The organism is Pantoea sp. X-Soil-TKNS-1207 (genome assembly GCF_059730485.1).
In genome coordinates, this window is record NZ_AP035958.1 from 334,989 (window position 1) to 351,614 (window position 16,626).

At 57.7% G+C, this 16,626-nt stretch carries 17 protein-coding genes; 14 read left to right on the forward strand and 3 right to left on the reverse strand.

Annotated features, from left to right (window positions below):
- Positions 1–10: 10 nt before the first annotated feature.
- On the reverse strand, positions 11–136 hold the full coding sequence (locus AC6I8V_RS01445) for a hypothetical protein (protein ID WP_497844169.1): 126 nt from the start codon (positions 134–136) through the stop codon (positions 11–13).
- A gap of 193 nt (positions 137–329) precedes the next feature.
- On the opposite strand from AC6I8V_RS01445, the gene AC6I8V_RS01450 reads away from it, so the two are divergent.
- The 10 genes from AC6I8V_RS01450 (at position 330) to ugpQ (ending at position 10,390) form a co-directional block, all read left to right on the forward strand.
- Positions 330–1,457, forward strand: coding sequence for a branched-chain amino acid ABC transporter substrate-binding protein (locus AC6I8V_RS01450; RefSeq protein WP_497844170.1), 1,128 nt, complete (start codon positions 330–332; stop codon positions 1,455–1,457).
- A gap of 143 nt (positions 1,458–1,600) precedes the next feature.
- Positions 1,601–2,527, forward strand: a complete 927-nt coding sequence (gene livH, locus AC6I8V_RS01455; RefSeq protein ID WP_497844171.1) for a high-affinity branched-chain amino acid ABC transporter permease LivH — start codon at positions 1,601–1,603, stop codon at positions 2,525–2,527.
- A complete protein-coding gene (locus AC6I8V_RS01460; protein WP_497844172.1) occupies positions 2,524–3,795 on the forward strand; it encodes a high-affinity branched-chain amino acid ABC transporter permease LivM in 1,272 nt (423 codons plus the stop codon). Before livH ends, AC6I8V_RS01460 begins: the two co-directional genes overlap by 4 nt.
- The gene (livG, locus tag AC6I8V_RS01465; RefSeq protein WP_497844173.1) at positions 3,792–4,559 is read left to right on the forward strand and encodes a high-affinity branched-chain amino acid ABC transporter ATP-binding protein LivG; all 768 of its coding nucleotides are present in this window, start codon (positions 3,792–3,794) and stop codon (positions 4,557–4,559) included. Before AC6I8V_RS01460 ends, livG begins: the two co-directional genes overlap by 4 nt.
- A 1-nt stretch (position 4,560) precedes the next feature.
- Complete coding sequence (livF, locus tag AC6I8V_RS01470) at positions 4,561–5,274, forward strand: high-affinity branched-chain amino acid ABC transporter ATP-binding protein LivF (RefSeq protein ID WP_497844174.1); 714 nt, start codon at positions 4,561–4,563, stop codon at positions 5,272–5,274.
- A gap of 191 nt (positions 5,275–5,465) precedes the next feature.
- Positions 5,466–6,782: a sn-glycerol-3-phosphate ABC transporter substrate-binding protein UgpB gene (gene ugpB / locus AC6I8V_RS01475; RefSeq protein WP_497844175.1), complete on the forward strand. Its 1,317-nt coding sequence runs from the start codon at positions 5,466–5,468 to the stop codon at positions 6,780–6,782.
- Positions 6,783–6,842: 60 nt separating this feature from the next.
- Positions 6,843–7,733, forward strand: a complete 891-nt coding sequence (ugpA, locus tag AC6I8V_RS01480) for a sn-glycerol-3-phosphate ABC transporter permease UgpA (RefSeq protein WP_497844176.1) — start codon at positions 6,843–6,845, stop codon at positions 7,731–7,733.
- Positions 7,730–8,575: a sn-glycerol-3-phosphate ABC transporter permease UgpE gene (gene ugpE, locus AC6I8V_RS01485; protein ID WP_497844177.1), complete on the forward strand. Its 846-nt coding sequence runs from the start codon at positions 7,730–7,732 to the stop codon at positions 8,573–8,575. Before ugpA ends, ugpE begins: the two co-directional genes overlap by 4 nt.
- A gap of 1 nt (position 8,576) precedes the next feature.
- Complete coding sequence (locus AC6I8V_RS01490; protein ID WP_497844178.1) at positions 8,577–9,650, forward strand: sn-glycerol-3-phosphate import ATP-binding protein UgpC; 1,074 nt, start codon at positions 8,577–8,579, stop codon at positions 9,648–9,650.
- The gene (ugpQ, locus tag AC6I8V_RS01495; protein WP_497844179.1) at positions 9,647–10,390 is read left to right on the forward strand and encodes a glycerophosphodiester phosphodiesterase; all 744 of its coding nucleotides are present in this window, start codon (positions 9,647–9,649) and stop codon (positions 10,388–10,390) included. The genes AC6I8V_RS01490 and ugpQ overlap by 4 nt, the downstream gene beginning before the upstream one ends.
- On the opposite strand, the gene AC6I8V_RS01500 is transcribed toward ugpQ, so the two are convergent.
- Entirely contained in the window at positions 10,387–10,662 is a 276-nt protein-coding gene (locus AC6I8V_RS01500; protein WP_497844180.1) for a DUF2756 domain-containing protein, read from the reverse strand. The two genes, ugpQ and AC6I8V_RS01500, sit on opposite strands and share 4 nt — an antisense overlap.
- A gap of 204 nt (positions 10,663–10,866) precedes the next feature.
- On the opposite strand from AC6I8V_RS01500, the gene ggt reads away from it, so the two are divergent.
- The gene (gene ggt / locus AC6I8V_RS01505; protein ID WP_497844181.1) at positions 10,867–12,618 is read left to right on the forward strand and encodes a gamma-glutamyltransferase; all 1,752 of its coding nucleotides are present in this window, start codon (positions 10,867–10,869) and stop codon (positions 12,616–12,618) included.
- 48 nt (positions 12,619–12,666) lie between these two features.
- On the opposite strand, the gene AC6I8V_RS01510 is transcribed toward ggt, so the two are convergent.
- A complete protein-coding gene (locus AC6I8V_RS01510) occupies positions 12,667–13,161 on the reverse strand; it encodes a GNAT family N-acetyltransferase (protein WP_497844182.1) in 495 nt (164 codons plus the stop codon).
- A gap of 331 nt (positions 13,162–13,492) precedes the next feature.
- On the opposite strand from AC6I8V_RS01510, the gene gntR reads away from it, so the two are divergent.
- The 3 genes from gntR to gntU all read left to right on the forward strand — a co-directional run bounded on the left by gntR (position 13,493) and on the right by gntU (position 16,508).
- Complete coding sequence (gene gntR, locus AC6I8V_RS01515) at positions 13,493–14,488, forward strand: gluconate operon transcriptional repressor GntR (protein ID WP_497844183.1); 996 nt, start codon at positions 13,493–13,495, stop codon at positions 14,486–14,488.
- Between the two features lie 140 nt (positions 14,489–14,628).
- Complete coding sequence (gene gntK / locus AC6I8V_RS01520) at positions 14,629–15,165, forward strand: gluconokinase (protein WP_497844184.1); 537 nt, start codon at positions 14,629–14,631, stop codon at positions 15,163–15,165.
- A 2-nt stretch (positions 15,166–15,167) separates the two neighbouring features.
- Entirely contained in the window at positions 15,168–16,508 is a 1,341-nt protein-coding gene (gene gntU / locus AC6I8V_RS01525; protein ID WP_497844185.1) for a gluconate transporter, read from the forward strand.
- The last annotated feature ends 118 nt before the right edge of the window (positions 16,509–16,626 follow it).

Genomic DNA, 16,626 nt, shown 5'->3' on the forward strand with positions numbered 1-16,626 from the left:
TAAAAATAGGTCAAACGCCAGCCAGTTTGCCAGAATGATGGTGGAACAGGCAGATGGTTGAATAAATAGCCAGCATAATTCGCTGGAAAGTTGGCGAAAATGCGGCCATAACAACCAGATGATTGTGCTGTTTCATCCGGCCATTTCTGAATATGTCAGTTGATTTACAGAAGAAAGTTCCTGTTTAATAACCTGAAAAATAAAGCCTTATTACCAATAAATGCCAGAAAAGTGCGCTAACTCCTTATTCCTGAATCAGTTTTCCTCTTTTACTGGCAGAAAATAAACAAACTCACAACAGACACGACACAACAGATGGGGAAGTTCGTATGAAAATGAGTAAAGGACGCGCATTACTGGCGGGTTGCGTGGCGCTGGCGATGAGCCACGCGGTGCTGGCAAAAGACATCAAAATTGCCATCGTGGGTGCGGCAACCGGCCCGGTCGCCCAGTACGGTGATATGCAATTTACCGGTGCGGCGCAGGCAATTAAGGACATCAATGCGAAAGGCGGTGTCAACGGCGACAAGCTGGTGGGCGTGGAATATGACGACGCCTGCGACCCGAAACAGGCGGTAGCGGTTGCCAACAAGGTGGTGAACGACGGCATCAAATACGTTATCGGCCACCTCTGCTCCTCTTCAACGCAACCGGCTTCTGACATTTATAATGATGAAGGCGTGCTGATGATCACCCCGGCGGCGACCGCACCGGAGCTGACCGCACGCGGTTATGCTGATGTGCTGCGCACCACTGGCCTCGATTCCGACCAGGGTCCGACCGCGGCCAACTACATTCTCAACGAAATCAAACCGAAACGTATCGCTGTGGTGCATGACAAGCAGCAGTACGGTCAGGGTCTGGCGGAATCCGTACAGAAAACCCTGAAAGCGAAGGGCGGCAACGTGGTGCTGTTCGAAGGTATCACCGCCGGTGATAAAGATTTCTCAACCCTGATTGCACGCCTGAAGAAAGAGAACGTCGATTTCGTTTACTACGGTGGCTACTACCCGGAAATGGGTCAGATTCTGCGCCAGGCGAAAGCGGCAGGCCTGAAAGCGGGCTTTATGGGGCCGGAAGGCGTGGGCAACGCCTCACTGTCTAACATCGCCGGTGATGCTTCTGAAGGTATCTACGTGACGCTGCCGAAGCGTTATGACCAGCTGCCGGACAACAAAGCGATTGTCGAGGCGATCAAAGCTAACACCGCGCCAAACCGCAAAGATCCGACCGGTCCGTTCGTCTGGACAACTTACGCGGCGATTCAGTCGCTGGTGGCGGGTATCGAGCGCAGCAAGAGCGACGAGCCAGATGCCATTGCGAAGAACCTGAAAGAGGGCGCGCCAGTGCCGACCGTGATGGGCAACCTGAGCTGGGACCAAAAAGGTGACCTGAAAGGCTTCGAATTCGGCATCTTCAAATGGCATAAAGACGGTTCATCTACCGCCATTAAGTAATTTAACAAACTGTCCCCCTTCCATTTGTGGAAGGGGGGAGGGGGAGGGACAGCGCGCACGGACTCCCGCGCCGCTTCCCCCTCTCCCTGGCCCGCTCCCACCCGTGGGAGCGGGAATTCATGGTATCTGAGTAGGTCCTCATTATGTCCGAGCAGTTCCTCTATTTCCTCCAGCAGATGTTCAACGGTGTGACCCTGGGCAGCACCTATGCGCTGATCGCCATTGGTTACACCATGGTTTACGGCATCATCGGCATGATCAACTTCGCTCACGGCGAGGTGTACATGATCGGTAGCTATGTCTCCTTTATCGTGATTGCCGCGCTGATGATGATGGGCATCGACACCACTTGGCTGATGATTGCCGCCGGGTTTGTCATGGCGATCATTATCTCCAGCGCCTACGGCTGGAGCATTGAGCGCGTGGCGTATAAGCCGGTGCGATCCTCTAAGCGTCTGATCGCGCTGATCTCCGCCATCGGGATGTCGATCTTCCTGCAAAACTACGTCAGCCTGACACAAGGCTCGCGCGATCTCGCGCTGCCGAGCCTGATCACCGGCCAGTGGACGCTGGGCGAAAGCAACGGCTTTGCCGCCACGCTCTCGACCATGCAGCTGATGATCTGGGTAGTGACCTTTATCGCCATGCTGGCGCTGACGCTGTTCATTCGCTATTCGCGCATGGGCCGCGCCTGCCGCGCCTGTGCTGAAGACCTGAAAATGGCCAGCCTGCTGGGCATCAACACCGACCGCGTGATTTCGCTGACTTTCGTCATCGGCGCAGCCATGGCGGCGGTAGCGGGCGTGCTGCTGGGCCAGTTCTACGGCTCCATCAACCCGTTTATCGGTTTTATGGCGGGCATGAAAGCCTTTACCGCCGCGGTGCTGGGTGGCATCGGCAGCATTCCGGGTGCGATGATTGGGGGACTGGTGCTGGGCATTGCCGAAGCTCTGACCTCAGCCTATCTCTCCACCGAATATAAAGACGTGGTCTCGTTTGCCCTGCTGATCGTGGTGTTGCTGGTGATGCCGACCGGTATCCTTGGCCGTCCGGAGGTGGAGAAAGTATGAAGCGCCTCGGTCTGGTTAACGCCGTGATCTCCACGGTGATGTTGCTGGTGCTTGCCACCTTCTTTATGGGGATGCGACTCGATCTCGATGGCACCAAACTGGTGGTGTCGAATGCCGGTACGGTGCGCTGGAACTGGATTTTTGTCGGTTGCGGCGTGGTGTTTTTGTTCCAGCTGCTGCGTCCGCTGTTGCACGGCAAGCTGAAGTTCGGCAGTAGTGGTCTGGTGCTGCCAGGTTTTGATGGTTCCACACCGAAGCAGAAGCTGGTGATGGTGCTGATGATCGTCGCTGCGGTGATCTGGCCGTTCCTGGTATCACGCGGCAGCGTCGATATCGCCACCCTGACGCTGATTTACGTCATGCTCGGCCTCGGCCTGAATGTGGTGGTAGGCCTGTCGGGTCTGCTGGTGCTGGGTTATGGCGGCTTCTACGCCATTGGCGCCTATACCTTTGCCTTGCTCAACCATTATTACGGCTTCGGCTTCTGGCAGAGCCTGCCGCTGGCGGGGCTGGTGGCGGCAGCGTTTGGTCTGCTGCTTGGTTTCCCGGTGCTGCGTCTGCGCGGCGATTACCTGGCGATTGTCACCCTTGGCTTTGGCGAGATTGTGCGCATCCTGCTGCTCAACAACACCGCCATTACCGGGGGGCCGAACGGCATCTCGCAAATCCCTAAACCAACGCTGTTCGGCATGGAATTTGGCCGCAGTGTCAGCGAGGGCGGCTGGGGCACCTTCCATCAGGTGTTTGGCCTGAAATACGATCCCAATGACCGTGTCATTTTCCTCTATCTGGTGGCGCTGCTGCTGGTGGTGCTGACGCTGATCATCATCAACCGTCTGCTGCGTATGCCGCTGGGACGCGCCTGGGAAGCGCTGCGCGAAGATGAAATCGCCTGCCGTTCCCTCGGCCTCAGCCCGACACGTATCAAGCTGACGGCGTTCACCATCAGCGCCGCCTTTGCGGGCTTTGCCGGTACGCTGTTTGCTGCGCGCCAGGGCTTTGTCAGCCCGGAATCCTTCACCTTTGTCGAGTCGGCGTTTGTGCTGGCGATTGTGGTGCTGGGCGGGATGGGGTCGCAGTTTGCGGTGATCCTCGCCGCCGTGCTGCTGGTGGTGTCGCGCGAGCTGATGCGTGATCTGAATGAATACAGTATGTTGGTGCTGGGTGGCTTAATGGTGCTGATGATGATTTGGCGACCGCAGGGTCTGCTGCCAATGAAACGTCCGCATCTGAAACTGAAACAGGGTAAATCGGGAGAGCAGGCATGAGTCAGCCTTTATTAGCCGTCGAAGGCCTGATGATGCGTTTTGGTGGCCTGCTGGCGGTCAACAACGTGGCGCTGGAACTGCGCGAGCAGGAAATTGTGTCGCTGATCGGTCCGAATGGCGCAGGCAAAACCACGGTGTTCAACTGCCTGACGGGTTTCTATAAGCCAACCGGCGGCAGCATCAGGCTGCGCGATCAGCATCTGGCAGGGTTGCCGGGGCAGAAAATTGCGCGCATGGGCATTGTGCGTACCTTCCAGCACGTGCGCCTGTTCCGCGAGATGACGGTGATTGAAAACCTGCTGGTGGCGCAACATCAGCATCTGAAAAGCGGCGTGTTCTCCGGGCTGTTCAAAACCCCGGCGTTCCGCAAAGGGGAGAGCGAAGCGCTGGACCGTGCCGCCACCTGGCTGGAGCGCATCGGGCTGCTGGAGCTGGCTAACCGCCAGGCGGGCAACCTCGCCTATGGTCAGCAGCGTCGGCTGGAGATTGCGCGCTGCATGGTGACGCGCCCGGAGATCCTGATGCTGGACGAACCGGCCGCCGGTCTCAACCCGAAAGAGACTCATGAACTGGACGAGTTGATCGCCGAACTGCGCGGTACGCACAAGGTGTCGGTGCTGTTGATTGAGCATGATATGAAGCTGGTGATGGGCATTTCTGACCGCATCTACGTGGTCAATCAGGGAACGCCGCTGGCCAATGGCACGCCGGAAGAGATTCGTAATAACCCGGATGTGATCCGTGCCTATTTAGGAGAGGCGTAAGATGGCCAACCCGATGTTAACCATTGAAAACGTCAGCGCCCATTACGGCAAAATCCAGGCGCTGCATAACGTCAGCCTGTATATCAATCAGGGCGAAATCGTCACGCTGATTGGCGCTAACGGCGCGGGCAAAACCACGCTGCTCGGCACGCTGTGCGGTGAACCGCGCGCCACTCAGGGCACCATCAGCTTTGATGGCAAGATCATCACCGACTGGCAAACCGCACGCATCATGCGTGAGGCGATCGCCATTGTGCCGGAAGGACGTCGGGTATTTTCGCGCATGACGGTGGAAGAGAACCTGGCGATGGGCGGTTTCTTTGCCAGCCGTTCGCAGTATCAGGAACGCATTGAGCGCGTTTATGAACTGTTCCCGCGTCTCGCCGAGCGTAAAGTGCAGCGTGCCGGCACCATGTCGGGCGGCGAGCAGCAGATGCTGGCGATTGGCCGTGCGCTGATGAGCCAGCCGCGCCTGCTGCTGCTGGATGAGCCGTCGCTCGGTCTGGCGCCGATTATTATTCAGCAGATTTTCGACACCATTGAGCAGCTGCGTAGCGAAGGGATGACCATCTTCCTCGTGGAGCAGAACGCCAATCAGGCGCTGAAACTGGCCGATCGCGGCTACGTGCTGGAGAACGGTCACGTAGTGCTGGAGGACTCGGGCGAAGCGTTGCTGTCCAACGAAGCGGTGCGTAGCGCCTATTTAGGTGCCTGACCCCGTCGCGGCGCGATAAATCGCGCCGCGACGTAATGTGCGGTTGGCAAGACCGCACCAATCTAAACCAGACTCTCCTGTCACACTCCCGTCATTAACCTGTTATTTTTCCGTCATTTTCCCGTGTCATGTTACTTCGCGAACAAAAAAATGCGCGATTTCGCGCGTACCTACCCGCACAGGAAAACATTATGTCCGCTTTTACGCTTCGTCCCCGCCTGATGAGTGCACTGCTTGGTCTGGCGCTCAGCGGTAATGCGCTGGCTGCTACCGAGATCCCTTTCTGGCACTCAATGGAAGGCGAGTTAGGCAAAGAAGTCGATTCTCTGGCACAACGTTTTAACCAGGCTCATCCGGATTACAAAATCGTCCCGGTCTACAAAGGCAACTATGAACAGAGCCTGGCAGCGGGGATTGCCGCGGTCCGTACCGGCAAAGCGCCCGCCATTTTGCAGGTGTATGAAGTCGGCACGGCCACCATGATGGCCTCCAAAGCCATCGTGCCGGTACATCAGGTATTCCAGGACGCGGGTATCGCGTTTGATGAAAAACAGTTCGTCCCCACCGTGGCGGGCTACTACAGCGACTCCAGCGGCCATCTGATTTCCCAGCCGTTCAACAGCTCCACGCCGGTGCTGTACTACAACAAAGACGCCTTCAAAAAAGCCGGTCTGAACCCGGACCAGCCACCGAAAACCTGGCAGGAACTGGCAAAAGACGCCGATGCGCTGCGTAAAGCGGGCCTGACCTGCGGTTACGCCAGCGGCTGGCAGGGCTGGATCCAGATCGAAAACTTCAGCGCCTGGCACGCACTGCCGGTGGCAACCAAAAACAACGGCTTTGACGGCACTGACGCGGTGCTGGAGTTCAACAAGCCGATCCAGGTTCGCCATATCCAGATGCTGGAAGACATGAACAAGAAGGGTGATTTCACCTACTTCGGCCGTAAAGATGAATCCACCGCCAAGTTCTATAACGGCGATTGCGGTATCACCACCGCCTCTTCCGGTTCGCTGGCGGATATCAAACACTACGCCAAATTCAACTTTGGCGTCGGCATGATGCCGTATGACTCCACGGTGCCGAACGCTCCGCAGAATGCCATCATCGGTGGCGCCAGCCTGTGGGTGATGAAAGGCAAAGATGCCAGCACCTACAAAGGCGTTGCCGAGTTTATGCAGTTCCTGGCACAGCCGGAAATCGCCGCGGAATGGCATCAGAAAACCGGCTATCTGCCGATCACCACCGCCGCATATGAGCTGACTAAGCAGCAGGGCTTCTATGACAAGAACCCAGGCGCCGACATCGCTACGCGTCAGATGCTGAACAAAGATCCACTGCCGTTCACCAAAGGGATGCGTCTGGGCAACATGCCGCAGATCCGTACCATCGTGGACGAGGAGCTGGAAGGCGTGTGGACGGGCAAACAGTCACCACAGGCCGCGCTGGATAACTCAGTGAAACGCGGAAACGAACTGCTGCGCCGTTTTCAACAGCAGGTGAAGTAACCGTCACTCCGGGGCTGGCCTCATCGCCAGCCCCGATCTTTTTGTCTGGCCGAGTCTGCTATGTCCTCATCATCACGCCCCGTTTTTCGTTCCCGTTTGCTGCCTTATCTGCTGGTACTGCCACAGCTGGTGATCACCGCCATCTTCTTTCTGTGGCCGGCGGGTGAAGCGCTGTGGTATTCGCTGCAAAGCCTTGATCCGTTTGGTCTCTCCAGCACCTTTGTTGGACTGGATAACTTCAGACGACTGTTCAGCGATGAGTATTACCTGGCGTCCTTCTGGACCACCATTGAGTTCAGCACGCTGGTGACGGTGTGCGGCATGTTGTTTTCGCTGCTGCTGGCCGCGCTGGTGGATTACGTGGTGCGGCTGAAAAAGCTGTATCAGACCCTGCTGCTGCTGCCCTATGCGGTGGCGCCGGTGGTGGCGGCGGTGCTGTGGATGTTTCTGTTTAACCCAGGTCTCGGCCTGTTCAGCCATCTGCTCAATCAGATCGGTTACGACTGGAACTACGCGCAAAACAGCGGTCAGGCGATGTTCCTGATTGTACTGGCGTCGATCTGGCAGCAGATGAGCTACAACTTCCTGTTTTTCTTTGCGGCGCTGCAATCCATCCCCAAATCGCTGGTGGAAGCGGCGGCGATTGACGGTGCCGGACCGGTGCGCCGTTTCTTTAACCTGAGTCTGCCGTTGATCACCCCGGTGAGTTTTTTCCTGCTGGTGGTCAACCTGGTGTATGCCTTCTTCGACACCTTCCCGGTGATCGATGCGGCGACCGGCGGCGGTCCGGTGCAGGCCACCACCACGCTGATCTACAAAATTTATCGCGAAGGCTTTACCGGGCTGGACCTCTCCTCGTCGGCGGCGCAATCGGTGGTACTGATGTTGCTGGTGATTGGCCTGACTATCCTGCAATTCCGCTTTGTCGAGCGTAAGGTGCAATACCAATGATTGAGAACCGACGCGGGCTGGATATCTTCAGCCATACGCTGCTGGTACTGGGCGTGCTGACCATTCTGTTTCCGCTGTATGTCGCCTTCGTTGCCGCGACGCTGGATAACAACGCGGTGTATCAGGTGCCGATGACGCTGATCCCAGGCCACCATTTGTGGGACAACATTTCACGCATCTGGACCCAGGGCGTTAACGGCAGCGGTCCGGCTTTTGGCCTGATGCTGTTCAACAGCCTGGTGATGGCGCTTGGCATCACCGTGGGCAAAATTGCCGTCTCGATGCTGTCGGCGTTTGCGCTGGTGTGGTTCCGTTTTCCGCTGCGTACGCTGTTTTTCTGGCTGATCTTCATCACCCTGATGCTGCCGGTGGAAGTGCGTATTTTCCCGACGGTGGAGGTGATTTCGACGCTGCATATGCTGGACAGCTACAGTGGCCTGACGCTGCCGCTGATGGCATCGGCCACCGCGACCTTCCTGTTCCGTCAATTCTTTATGTCGCTGCCGGACGAGCTGATTGAAGCCGCGCGCATCGACGGTGCCAGCCCGATGCGTTTCTTCTGGGACATCGTGCTGCCGCTGTCGAAAACCAATCTGGCGGCGCTGTTCGTTATCACCTTTATCTACGGCTGGAACCAGTACCTGTGGCCGCTGCTGATTATCAATGATGCCAGCCTTGGCACCGCAGTGGCCGGGGTGAAAAGTATGATCAACACCAGCGGCGGGCCGACGCAGTGGAACGAAGTGATGGCGGCAATGTTATTAACCCTGATCCCACCGGTGGTGGTGGTTTTAGTCATGCAGCGTGCCTTTGTGCGTGGCCTGGTGGAGAGTGAGAAATAAAATGGCAGGCGTAACCCTTCAGACCGTCACCAAGTCCTATGACGGCAAAAATCAGATCATTCAGCCCCTGAACATCACCATCAACGAGGGTGAATTTATGGTGATGGTTGGTCCCTCCGGCTGCGGCAAATCTACGCTGTTGCGTATGGTGGCCGGGCTGGAGCGCGTCAGCTCCGGCGATATCTATATCGACGACAAACGCGTCACCGATCTGGAGCCGAAAGATCGCGGCATCGCTATGGTGTTCCAGAACTACGCGCTCTACCCGCATATGTCGGTGGAAGAGAACATGGCCTATGGCCTGAAAATCCGTGGCATGGGCAAAGAACAGATTCGCCAGCGCGTGCTGGAGGCGGCCCGCAGCCTGGAGCTGGATCATCTGCTGACGCGCCGCCCGCGCGAGCTGTCCGGCGGCCAGCGTCAGCGCGTGGCGATGGGGCGCGCCATCGTGCGTGAACCGGCGGTATTCCTGTTTGATGAACCGCTGTCGAATCTTGATGCGCGTCTGCGCGTGCAGATGCGCCTTGAACTGCAACAGCTGCACCGTCGTCTGCAAACCACCAGCCTGTACGTCACCCACGATCAGGTGGAAGCAATGACGCTGGCGCAGCGCGTGATGGTGATGAACAAAGGTATTGTGGAGCAGGTGGGAACGCCGGTTGAGGTGTACGAACGCCCGGCCAGCCAGTTTGTGGCGTCCTTTATCGGTGCGCCCGCCATGAACCTGCTGCCGGGGCAGATTAACGCCGATGGCACGCGTTTTACGCTGGATGCGTCACATGCGCTGCCGCTCGGCGACAGCAAAGCGAAGTGGGCCAATCGTCCGCTGACGCTCGGCATTCGCCCGGAGCATATCCAGCTTAGCAGCCGCGAGGCGGGCGGTATCCCGCTGCTGGTGGAAACCTTAGAGATGCTGGGTGCCGATAATCTGGCGCATGGTCGTATCGGTAATGCGCGATTGGTGGTACGTTTGCCGCACAGCGAACGCCCGCAGGCGGGCAGCACGCTGTGGCTCCATCTGCCGACGGATGCGTTACACTTTTTTGATTCTACCCATGGAAAGCGTCTGGAATGAGTAAGCACAACTGGCCTTATCCGCCCATCGTCGCCCATCGTGGCGGCGGTAAACTGGCCCCGGAAAACACCCTCGCCGCCATTGATATGGGCGCGCATTATCGCCATCAGATGATCGAGTTTGACGCCAAACTCTCCGACGATCGGCAGATTTTCCTGCTGCATGACGACACTCTCGACCGCACCAGCAACGGCTGGGGCATCGCGGGCGATCTGCCGTGGGACAAACTGGCGCAGCTCGACGCCGGTAGCTGGTTCAGCGGAGATTTTGCAGGCGAACCGCTGGCGCTGCTGAGCGATGTGGCGGCGCGCTGCCGTCAGCATCAGATGATGGCGAATATTGAAATCAAACCGACCACCGGCAAAGAGGTGGAAACCGGGCGCGATGTGGCATTAGCCGCGCGCGATCTGTGGCAGGGACAAACCGCGCCGCTGCTCTCCTCGTTTTCGTTCGAGGCGCTGGAAGCGGCGATGCGGGCCGTTCCAGAGCTGCCGCGTGGGTTGTTGCTCGATAGCTGGCATGAGGACTGGCAGGCGCTGACGTCGCAGCTGGATTGCGTCTCGATCCATCTCAATCACAAGTTGCTGGATGCGCAACGCACCGCGCTGCTGAAGGCGGCGGGGCTGCATATTCTGGTCTACACCGTGAATCAGCCCGCGCGGGCGCGCGAGCTGCTGAGCTGGGGCGTCGATGCCATCTGTACCGATCGCATCGATATCATCGGTCCTGACTTTCGTTAATTGGTGTTCTGCTGGCCCGGCTGCGTGGTGATGACGCGCTGCTGGGCGCTATCGCGATGTTCCTGCATTTTGCGCTGCAACTCCTGTTTCTGCTGCTGCTGATCCTGCTGCAACTTCAGTTTTTCCTGCTGCTGCTGGATTAGCATCTGCGTCTGCATCCGTTGCTGGCTCGGGTTATAGCCCGGCTGGTTCGGATTATTGGTGTTATTCAGCATGTTCGCCATGCCGCTTAGCGGCAGCAGCGCAGCGCAAACAATCAGCCATTTTTTCATGGTCATTCCTCCGTCAAAACCGCCGTGCTGTGTGTCAGTTGCGCCATGCGGGCGCGTAAGCGGCTGTCATAAGTTTATGCGATATTAAAAAGTGCCGTTCCAGGAGTGCGCCGAATTTAACGAAGCTGCTAATCTTTTTTCAGTGTTTGTAAACACTTGCATCAATGATAACAAATGTAAACAACTGAAAAGGATGGTAGCGGCATGAGGATACAAGGTTGTGTGCGCCAGTTGGGCTGGGCGTTGTTGATGAGTTTTACCGTGGTACAGGGCGCGCAGGCGGCGCCCAATAGCGCGCCACCGGTCTCTTACGGTGTGGATAGCGACACCTTCCACCCGGTGAAGGCGAAGCACGGCATGGTGGCATCGGTGGATGCGACGGCGACCGAAGTGGGTGTCGATATTCTGAAGCAGGGCGGCAATGCGGTGGACGCGGCGGTGGCAGTGGGCTTCGCGCTGGCCGTCACCCATCCGCAGGCTGGCAACCTTGGCGGCGGCGGTTTTATGCTGCTGCGCACCGCTTCCGGCCACACCACCGCCATCGACTTCCGCGAAATGGCCCCGGCACAGGCTTCGCGCGATATGTTCCTCGATAAGCAGGGCAATGCCGACAGTAAGTTATCACTCACTTCCCATCTGGCTTCCGGCACGCCGGGCACCGTGGCCGGGTTTGCGCTGGCCGCCCATCAATATGGCACGCTGCCGTTAAGTACCCTGCTGGCACCGGCGATCAAACTGGCGCGCAATGGCATCATCGTTAACGATGCGCTGGCGGACGATCTCGCCACCTACGGCAAAGAGACCCTGATCCACCATGACAATAGCCGCGCCATTTTCTACAAGGCGGATGGTCAGCCGTACCAGAAGGGCGATCGGCTGGTGCAGAAAAACCTCGCGCACAGCCTGCAACTGATTGCTCAACAGGGGCCGGATGCGTTCTATAAAGGCAAAATTGCCGATGAGATCGCGGGCGAGATGGCGCAGCACGGCGGCCTGATTGGCAAAGCGGATCTGGCTGCCTATCACGCCGTGGAGCGTAAACCGGTGAGCGGCACCTATCGTGGTTATGAAGTGTTCTCCATGCCGCCGCCGTCGTCAGGCGGGATCCATATCGTTGAGATCCTCAATATCCTGGAAAACTTCGACCTCGCGAAGATGGGTTTCGGCAGCGCCGATGCGATGCAGGTGATGGCCGAGGCGGAAAAATACGCCTATGCCGACCGTTCGGAATACCTGGGCGATCCGGATTTTATCAAGGTGCCGCAGCAGGCGCTGACCAGCAAAGCCTACGCGAAATCGCTGGCGCAGCAGATTGACGTCAACAAGGCGCGTCCATCGGCAGAGATCAAACCGGGCAAGCTGGCCCCTTACGAAAGCAATCAGACCACCCATTTCTCGGTGGTGGATAAAGACGGCAACGCGGTCGCCGTGACCTACACGCTGAACACCTATTTTGGCAGCGGTATCGTGGCGGGGCAGAGCGGCATCCTGATGAACAACGAGATGGATGACTTCTCCGCCAAGCCGGGTACGCCGAATGTGTACGGTTTAGTCGGCGGTGAGGCCAATGCGGTGCAACCGGCCAAACGCCCGCTGTCGTCCATGTCGCCGACCATTGTGGCGAAAGACGGCAAAACCTGGCTGGTGACCGGCAGCCCAGGCGGCAGCCGCATCATCACCACCGTGTTGCAAATGGTGGTAAACAGCATCGATTTCGGGATGAACGTGGCGGAAGCGACTAATGCGCCACGCTTCCATCATCAATGGCTGCCGGATCAGCTGCGCGTCGAGAAGGGCTTCAGCCCGGACACCCTGCGTTTGCTGGAGAGCAAAGGTCAGCATGTGAAGGTGCTGCCCGCGATGGGCAGCACCCAGAGCATTATGATTGGGCCGGATGGCACGCGTTACGGCGCGTCAGATCCGCGTTCAGTTGATGATTTGAGTGCAGGGTATTAACAGGCGGTTGCCATAAATTGTAGGGTGCGCATCTATGCGCACCTGGGGTTACCCTTTTAGCCGCGCCATATAATGGGTATCCACCATTGCACCGTTACGCATGGCATGGCGGCGTGCGGTGCCTTCGATTTCAAAACCAAAGCGCTGATACAGGCCAATTGCCGCGACATTATCGGTAAATACCGTCAGTTCAATGCGCGTCACCTGCAACCAGTTGTCGCACAGATCCACCATGGCCGCCATCAGCGCTGATCCCACGCCACGGCGATGAAAGGCCGGATCAACCCCCATACCCAGCGTCGCAGTATGACGCCGACGGGCGATCTCGATCACGCTTAGCGTGGCTTGCCCCACCACCTGTCCATCAATGCAGGCCACCAGCCGTTGCTCACCAGGACGCGTATTTTGCAGTCGTTCCTGCCACAGTGACGGTGACTGTAGCGGCAGATGCAGGGTATTTGCCTGGGTCTCTGCATGGCTATACAGCTGGAACAGCGCGGTGGCATCGGCGGGCGTGGTGTGACGGACAGCGATCTGACTCATGGTGCGGCTCCTTATGCAAAATAGAAAAATCCCCTTTAACATCAAGGAATTTAAGCAACAGATCAACAGAAAATAATTCTTAAAAGACCTTTACAGACGCGAATGATAATGATTATTATTGTCATGCGGTCCCGGGACGTCCTCCTGACAAACCGGGAAAGCACGACATTGCTCACATTGCTTCCAGTATTTCTTAGCCAGCTCGGGTGCTGGCTTTTTTTTTGCCCGTTTTTCGACCACGCTATCATCATCCCGCCACTCTACGCCTCGTTTACAATCCGATGACAATTTAATGTTAGACTCAGCGTATCTCTGACCTCAGGCGCTCACGATGAAGAAGAAAAGACCGGTATTACAGGACGTTGCCGATCGCGTCGGCATCACAAAAATGACCGTCAGCCGCTACCTGCGTAACCCTGGGCAGGTCTCCACCGCGCTGGGTGACAAAATCGCTATCGCGCTGGATGAGCTGGGTTACATCCCCAATCGCGCGCCGGACATGCTCTCCAACGCCACCAGCCGTGCCATCGGCGTGCTGCTCCCCTCCCTGACCAACCAGGTCTTTGCCGACGTGCTGCGCGGTATTGAAACCGTCACCGATGAGGCTGGCTATCAAACGCTGGTGGCGCACTTCGGCTACAACCCGCAGAAAGAAGAACTGCAACTGCGCTCGCTGCTGGGCTGGAACATTGATGGCGTGATCCTGACGGAACGCAGCCACACGCCGGGCACCCTGCGGATGCTGGAAGTGGCGGGCATTCCGGTGATTGAAATGATGGACTCGGTCTCGCCCTGCCTTGATATGGCCGTTGGCTTCGATAACGTCGAAGCGGCGCGTCAGATGACCCGTGCTATCCTGAAAAAAGGCCATCGCCACACCGTTTACCTGGGCGCACGCCTTGATGAACGTACTCTCCAGAAACAGCGCGGCTACGAACAGGCGATGCGTGAGGCGGGTTTAACGCCGCACAGCGTGATGATCGAAGATGCTTCGTCTTTCAGTGCCGGTGCGCTGCTGCTGCGTGAGGCGCAACAGCGCCATCCGCAAACCGACAGCCTGTTTTGTACCAACGATGACCTTGCGGTTGGCGCGATGTTTGAGTGCCAGCGTCAGGGATTGCGCGTACCGGAGCAGATGGCGATTGCCGGTTTTCACGGCCACGATATCACTCAGGTGGTGAATCCGCGTCTGGCGACGGTGCTGACCCCGCGTGAACGGATGGGGCGGGAATCGGCGGCGATGTTGCTGGCGCGGATTGGCGGCGATCACTCCGTCTCTCAGCCGCTGGATATCGGGTTTGAAATTGCCGAAGGTGGCAGCATCTGATTTTGGCGGTTTTTTGAGCCAGTTCACACTTTCGTGCTTTTCCTGGTAAAAAGGTTGCCAGCCCGTGAGCGGGTCCCGACAATGTCAATCGAATTTGTTATCGGTAACATTGGCAGGAATAACTGCCGGAGCGCAAAATAATGACAACGCCATCCCCGTCGCACCACGTTTTTATCCTGATGGGTGTGTCCGGCAGCGGAAAGTCTGCCGTCGCTAATCAGGTTTCACACCAACTCAACACCGCGTTTCTTGACGGTGATTTCCTGCATCCACGTAGCAACATCATGAAGATGGCTGATGGTCATCCGCTGGACGATAACGATCGTCAGCCGTGGCTCCAGGCGCTGAACGATGCCGCCTTTGCCATGCAGCGTACTCAGGAAATCTCCATCATCGTCTGCTCAGCGCTGAAGAAGTCCTATCGTGACATTCTGCGTAAGGGCAACCACAACCTGAAATTCATCTATCTGAAAGGCGATTTCGAGACCATCGAATCGCGTCTGAAAGCACGCAAAGGCCACTTCTTCAAACCACAGATGCTGGTGACGCAATTCGCCACGCTGGAAGAACCCGGCGCGAACGAACCCGATGTACTGGTGGTTGATATTAATCATTCACTGGATGAGGTAGTTGCGGCCACGGTTGCGACCATCAAGGGAGCAATCAACAAGGGTTAGTCATGAGTACCGCAACGCTAGTGTTAACCGCAGCAGGCTCTGTCCTGCTGCTGCTGTTTTTGGTGATGAAAGCGCGTATGCACGCCTTTGTCGCCCTGATGTTGGTGTCCATTGGCGCCGGTTTGTTCTCCGGTATGCCGCTCGACAAAATTGCCGACACCATGCAAAAAGGCATGGGTGGTACGCTCGGTTTCCTCGCTATCGTGGTGGCGCTGGGCGCGATGTTCGGCAAAATCCTGCATGAAACCGGCGCGGTCGATCAGATTGCAATCCGTATGCTGAAAACCTTTGGTGAAAGCCGCTCGCACTACGCGATGGGCATTGCCGGGTTGATCTGCGCGCTGCCGCTGTTCTTTGAAGTGGCGGTGGTGTTGTTGATCAGCATCGCCTTTGCCGTGGCGCGTCGTACCGGCGATAACCTGGTGAAGCTGGTGATCCCGCTGTTTGCCGGGGTAGCGGCCTCTGCGGCGTTCCTGCTGCCGGGACCGGCGCCGATGCTGCTGGCATCGCAGATGCACGCCGATTTCGGCTGGATGATCCTGCTGGGTCTTTGCGCGGCAATCCCCGGCATGATTATCGCCGGTCCGCTGTTCGGCAACCTGATCTCCCGGCATGTGACCTTCAGCGCGCCACCGGAAGATCATCAGCCGGATGTGGAAGAGAGCAAGCTGCCGTCGTTTGGCTTCAGTCTGGCGCTGATCCTGTTCCCGCTGCTGCTGGTGGGCCTGAAAACCATCGGCGCACGCTTCACCACGCCGGATACGCGTCTGTATGAGTGGCTGGAATTTATCGGCCATCCGTTCACCGCGATCCTGCTGGCCTGTCTGGTGGCGATTTATGGCCTGGCATACCGTCAGGGCATGGATAAAGAGAAGGTGATGCAGGTATGCGGCAGCGCACTGCAACCGGCGGGGATTATTCTGCTGGTGATCGGTGCGGGCGGCGTGTTCAAGCAGGTGCTGGTGGATTCCGGCGTCGGTCCGGTGCTGGGCCATGCGCTGATTGGCGCAGGTCTGCCGATTGCGCTGGCCTGTTTTATCCTCTCCGGCGCGGTGCGTGTGATTCAGGGTTCGGCGACCGTCGCCTGCCTGACCACTGTCGGGCTGGTGATGCCGGTGATCGAACCGCTGCATTACAGCGGCGCGCAGCTGGCGGCGCTTTCCATCTGTATCGGCGGTGGCTCCATCATTATCAGCCATGTGAATGACGCCGGTTTCTGGCTGTTTGGCCGCTTCACCGGCGCAAGTGAAGGTGAAACCCTGAAGACCTGGACGCTGATGGAAACCATTCTGGGCACCACCGGCGCGATTGTTGGCATGATCGCGTTTACGCTGCTGTCGTAACCACGGTGCGCATGAATGCGCACCCTACAAAACCGCAGGGTCGGCATTAATGCCGACCCGGTGAATAGTGCAGCGCAGGCGAAAAACCCCAGGGTCGGCATTAATGCCGACCTGGTCA

What these genes read in the sequence shown, in the direction of transcription:
- ggt (WP_497844181.1), top strand. Translation starts at nt 10,867, where the DNA reads ATGAGGATACAAGGTTGTGTGCGCCAGTTGGGCTGGGCGTTGTTGATG.
- ugpA (WP_497844176.1), top strand. Translation starts at nt 6,843, where the DNA reads ATGTCCTCATCATCACGCCCCGTTTTTCGTTCCCGTTTGCTGCCTTAT.
- gntR (WP_497844183.1), top strand. Translation starts at nt 13,493, where the DNA reads ATGAAGAAGAAAAGACCGGTATTACAGGACGTTGCCGATCGCGTCGGC.
- AC6I8V_RS01490 (WP_497844178.1), top strand. Translation starts at nt 8,577, where the DNA reads ATGGCAGGCGTAACCCTTCAGACCGTCACCAAGTCCTATGACGGCAAA.
- ugpE (WP_497844177.1), top strand. Translation starts at nt 7,730, where the DNA reads ATGATTGAGAACCGACGCGGGCTGGATATCTTCAGCCATACGCTGCTG.
- gntK (WP_497844184.1), top strand. Translation starts at nt 14,629, where the DNA reads ATGACAACGCCATCCCCGTCGCACCACGTTTTTATCCTGATGGGTGTG.
- AC6I8V_RS01460 (WP_497844172.1), top strand. Translation starts at nt 2,524, where the DNA reads ATGAAGCGCCTCGGTCTGGTTAACGCCGTGATCTCCACGGTGATGTTG.
- ugpB (WP_497844175.1), top strand. Translation starts at nt 5,466, where the DNA reads ATGTCCGCTTTTACGCTTCGTCCCCGCCTGATGAGTGCACTGCTTGGT.
- AC6I8V_RS01510 (WP_497844182.1), bottom strand. Translation starts at nt 13,161, where the DNA reads ATGAGTCAGATCGCTGTCCGTCACACCACGCCCGCCGATGCCACCGCG.
- ugpQ (WP_497844179.1), top strand. Translation starts at nt 9,647, where the DNA reads ATGAGTAAGCACAACTGGCCTTATCCGCCCATCGTCGCCCATCGTGGC.
- AC6I8V_RS01500 (WP_497844180.1), bottom strand. Translation starts at nt 10,662, where the DNA reads ATGAAAAAATGGCTGATTGTTTGCGCTGCGCTGCTGCCGCTAAGCGGC.
- AC6I8V_RS01450 (WP_497844170.1), top strand. Translation starts at nt 330, where the DNA reads ATGAAAATGAGTAAAGGACGCGCATTACTGGCGGGTTGCGTGGCGCTG.
- gntU (WP_497844185.1), top strand. Translation starts at nt 15,168, where the DNA reads ATGAGTACCGCAACGCTAGTGTTAACCGCAGCAGGCTCTGTCCTGCTG.
- livF (WP_497844174.1), top strand. Translation starts at nt 4,561, where the DNA reads ATGGCCAACCCGATGTTAACCATTGAAAACGTCAGCGCCCATTACGGC.
- livG (WP_497844173.1), top strand. Translation starts at nt 3,792, where the DNA reads ATGAGTCAGCCTTTATTAGCCGTCGAAGGCCTGATGATGCGTTTTGGT.
- livH (WP_497844171.1), top strand. Translation starts at nt 1,601, where the DNA reads ATGTCCGAGCAGTTCCTCTATTTCCTCCAGCAGATGTTCAACGGTGTG.
- AC6I8V_RS01445 (WP_497844169.1), bottom strand. Translation starts at nt 136, where the DNA reads ATGAAACAGCACAATCATCTGGTTGTTATGGCCGCATTTTCGCCAACT.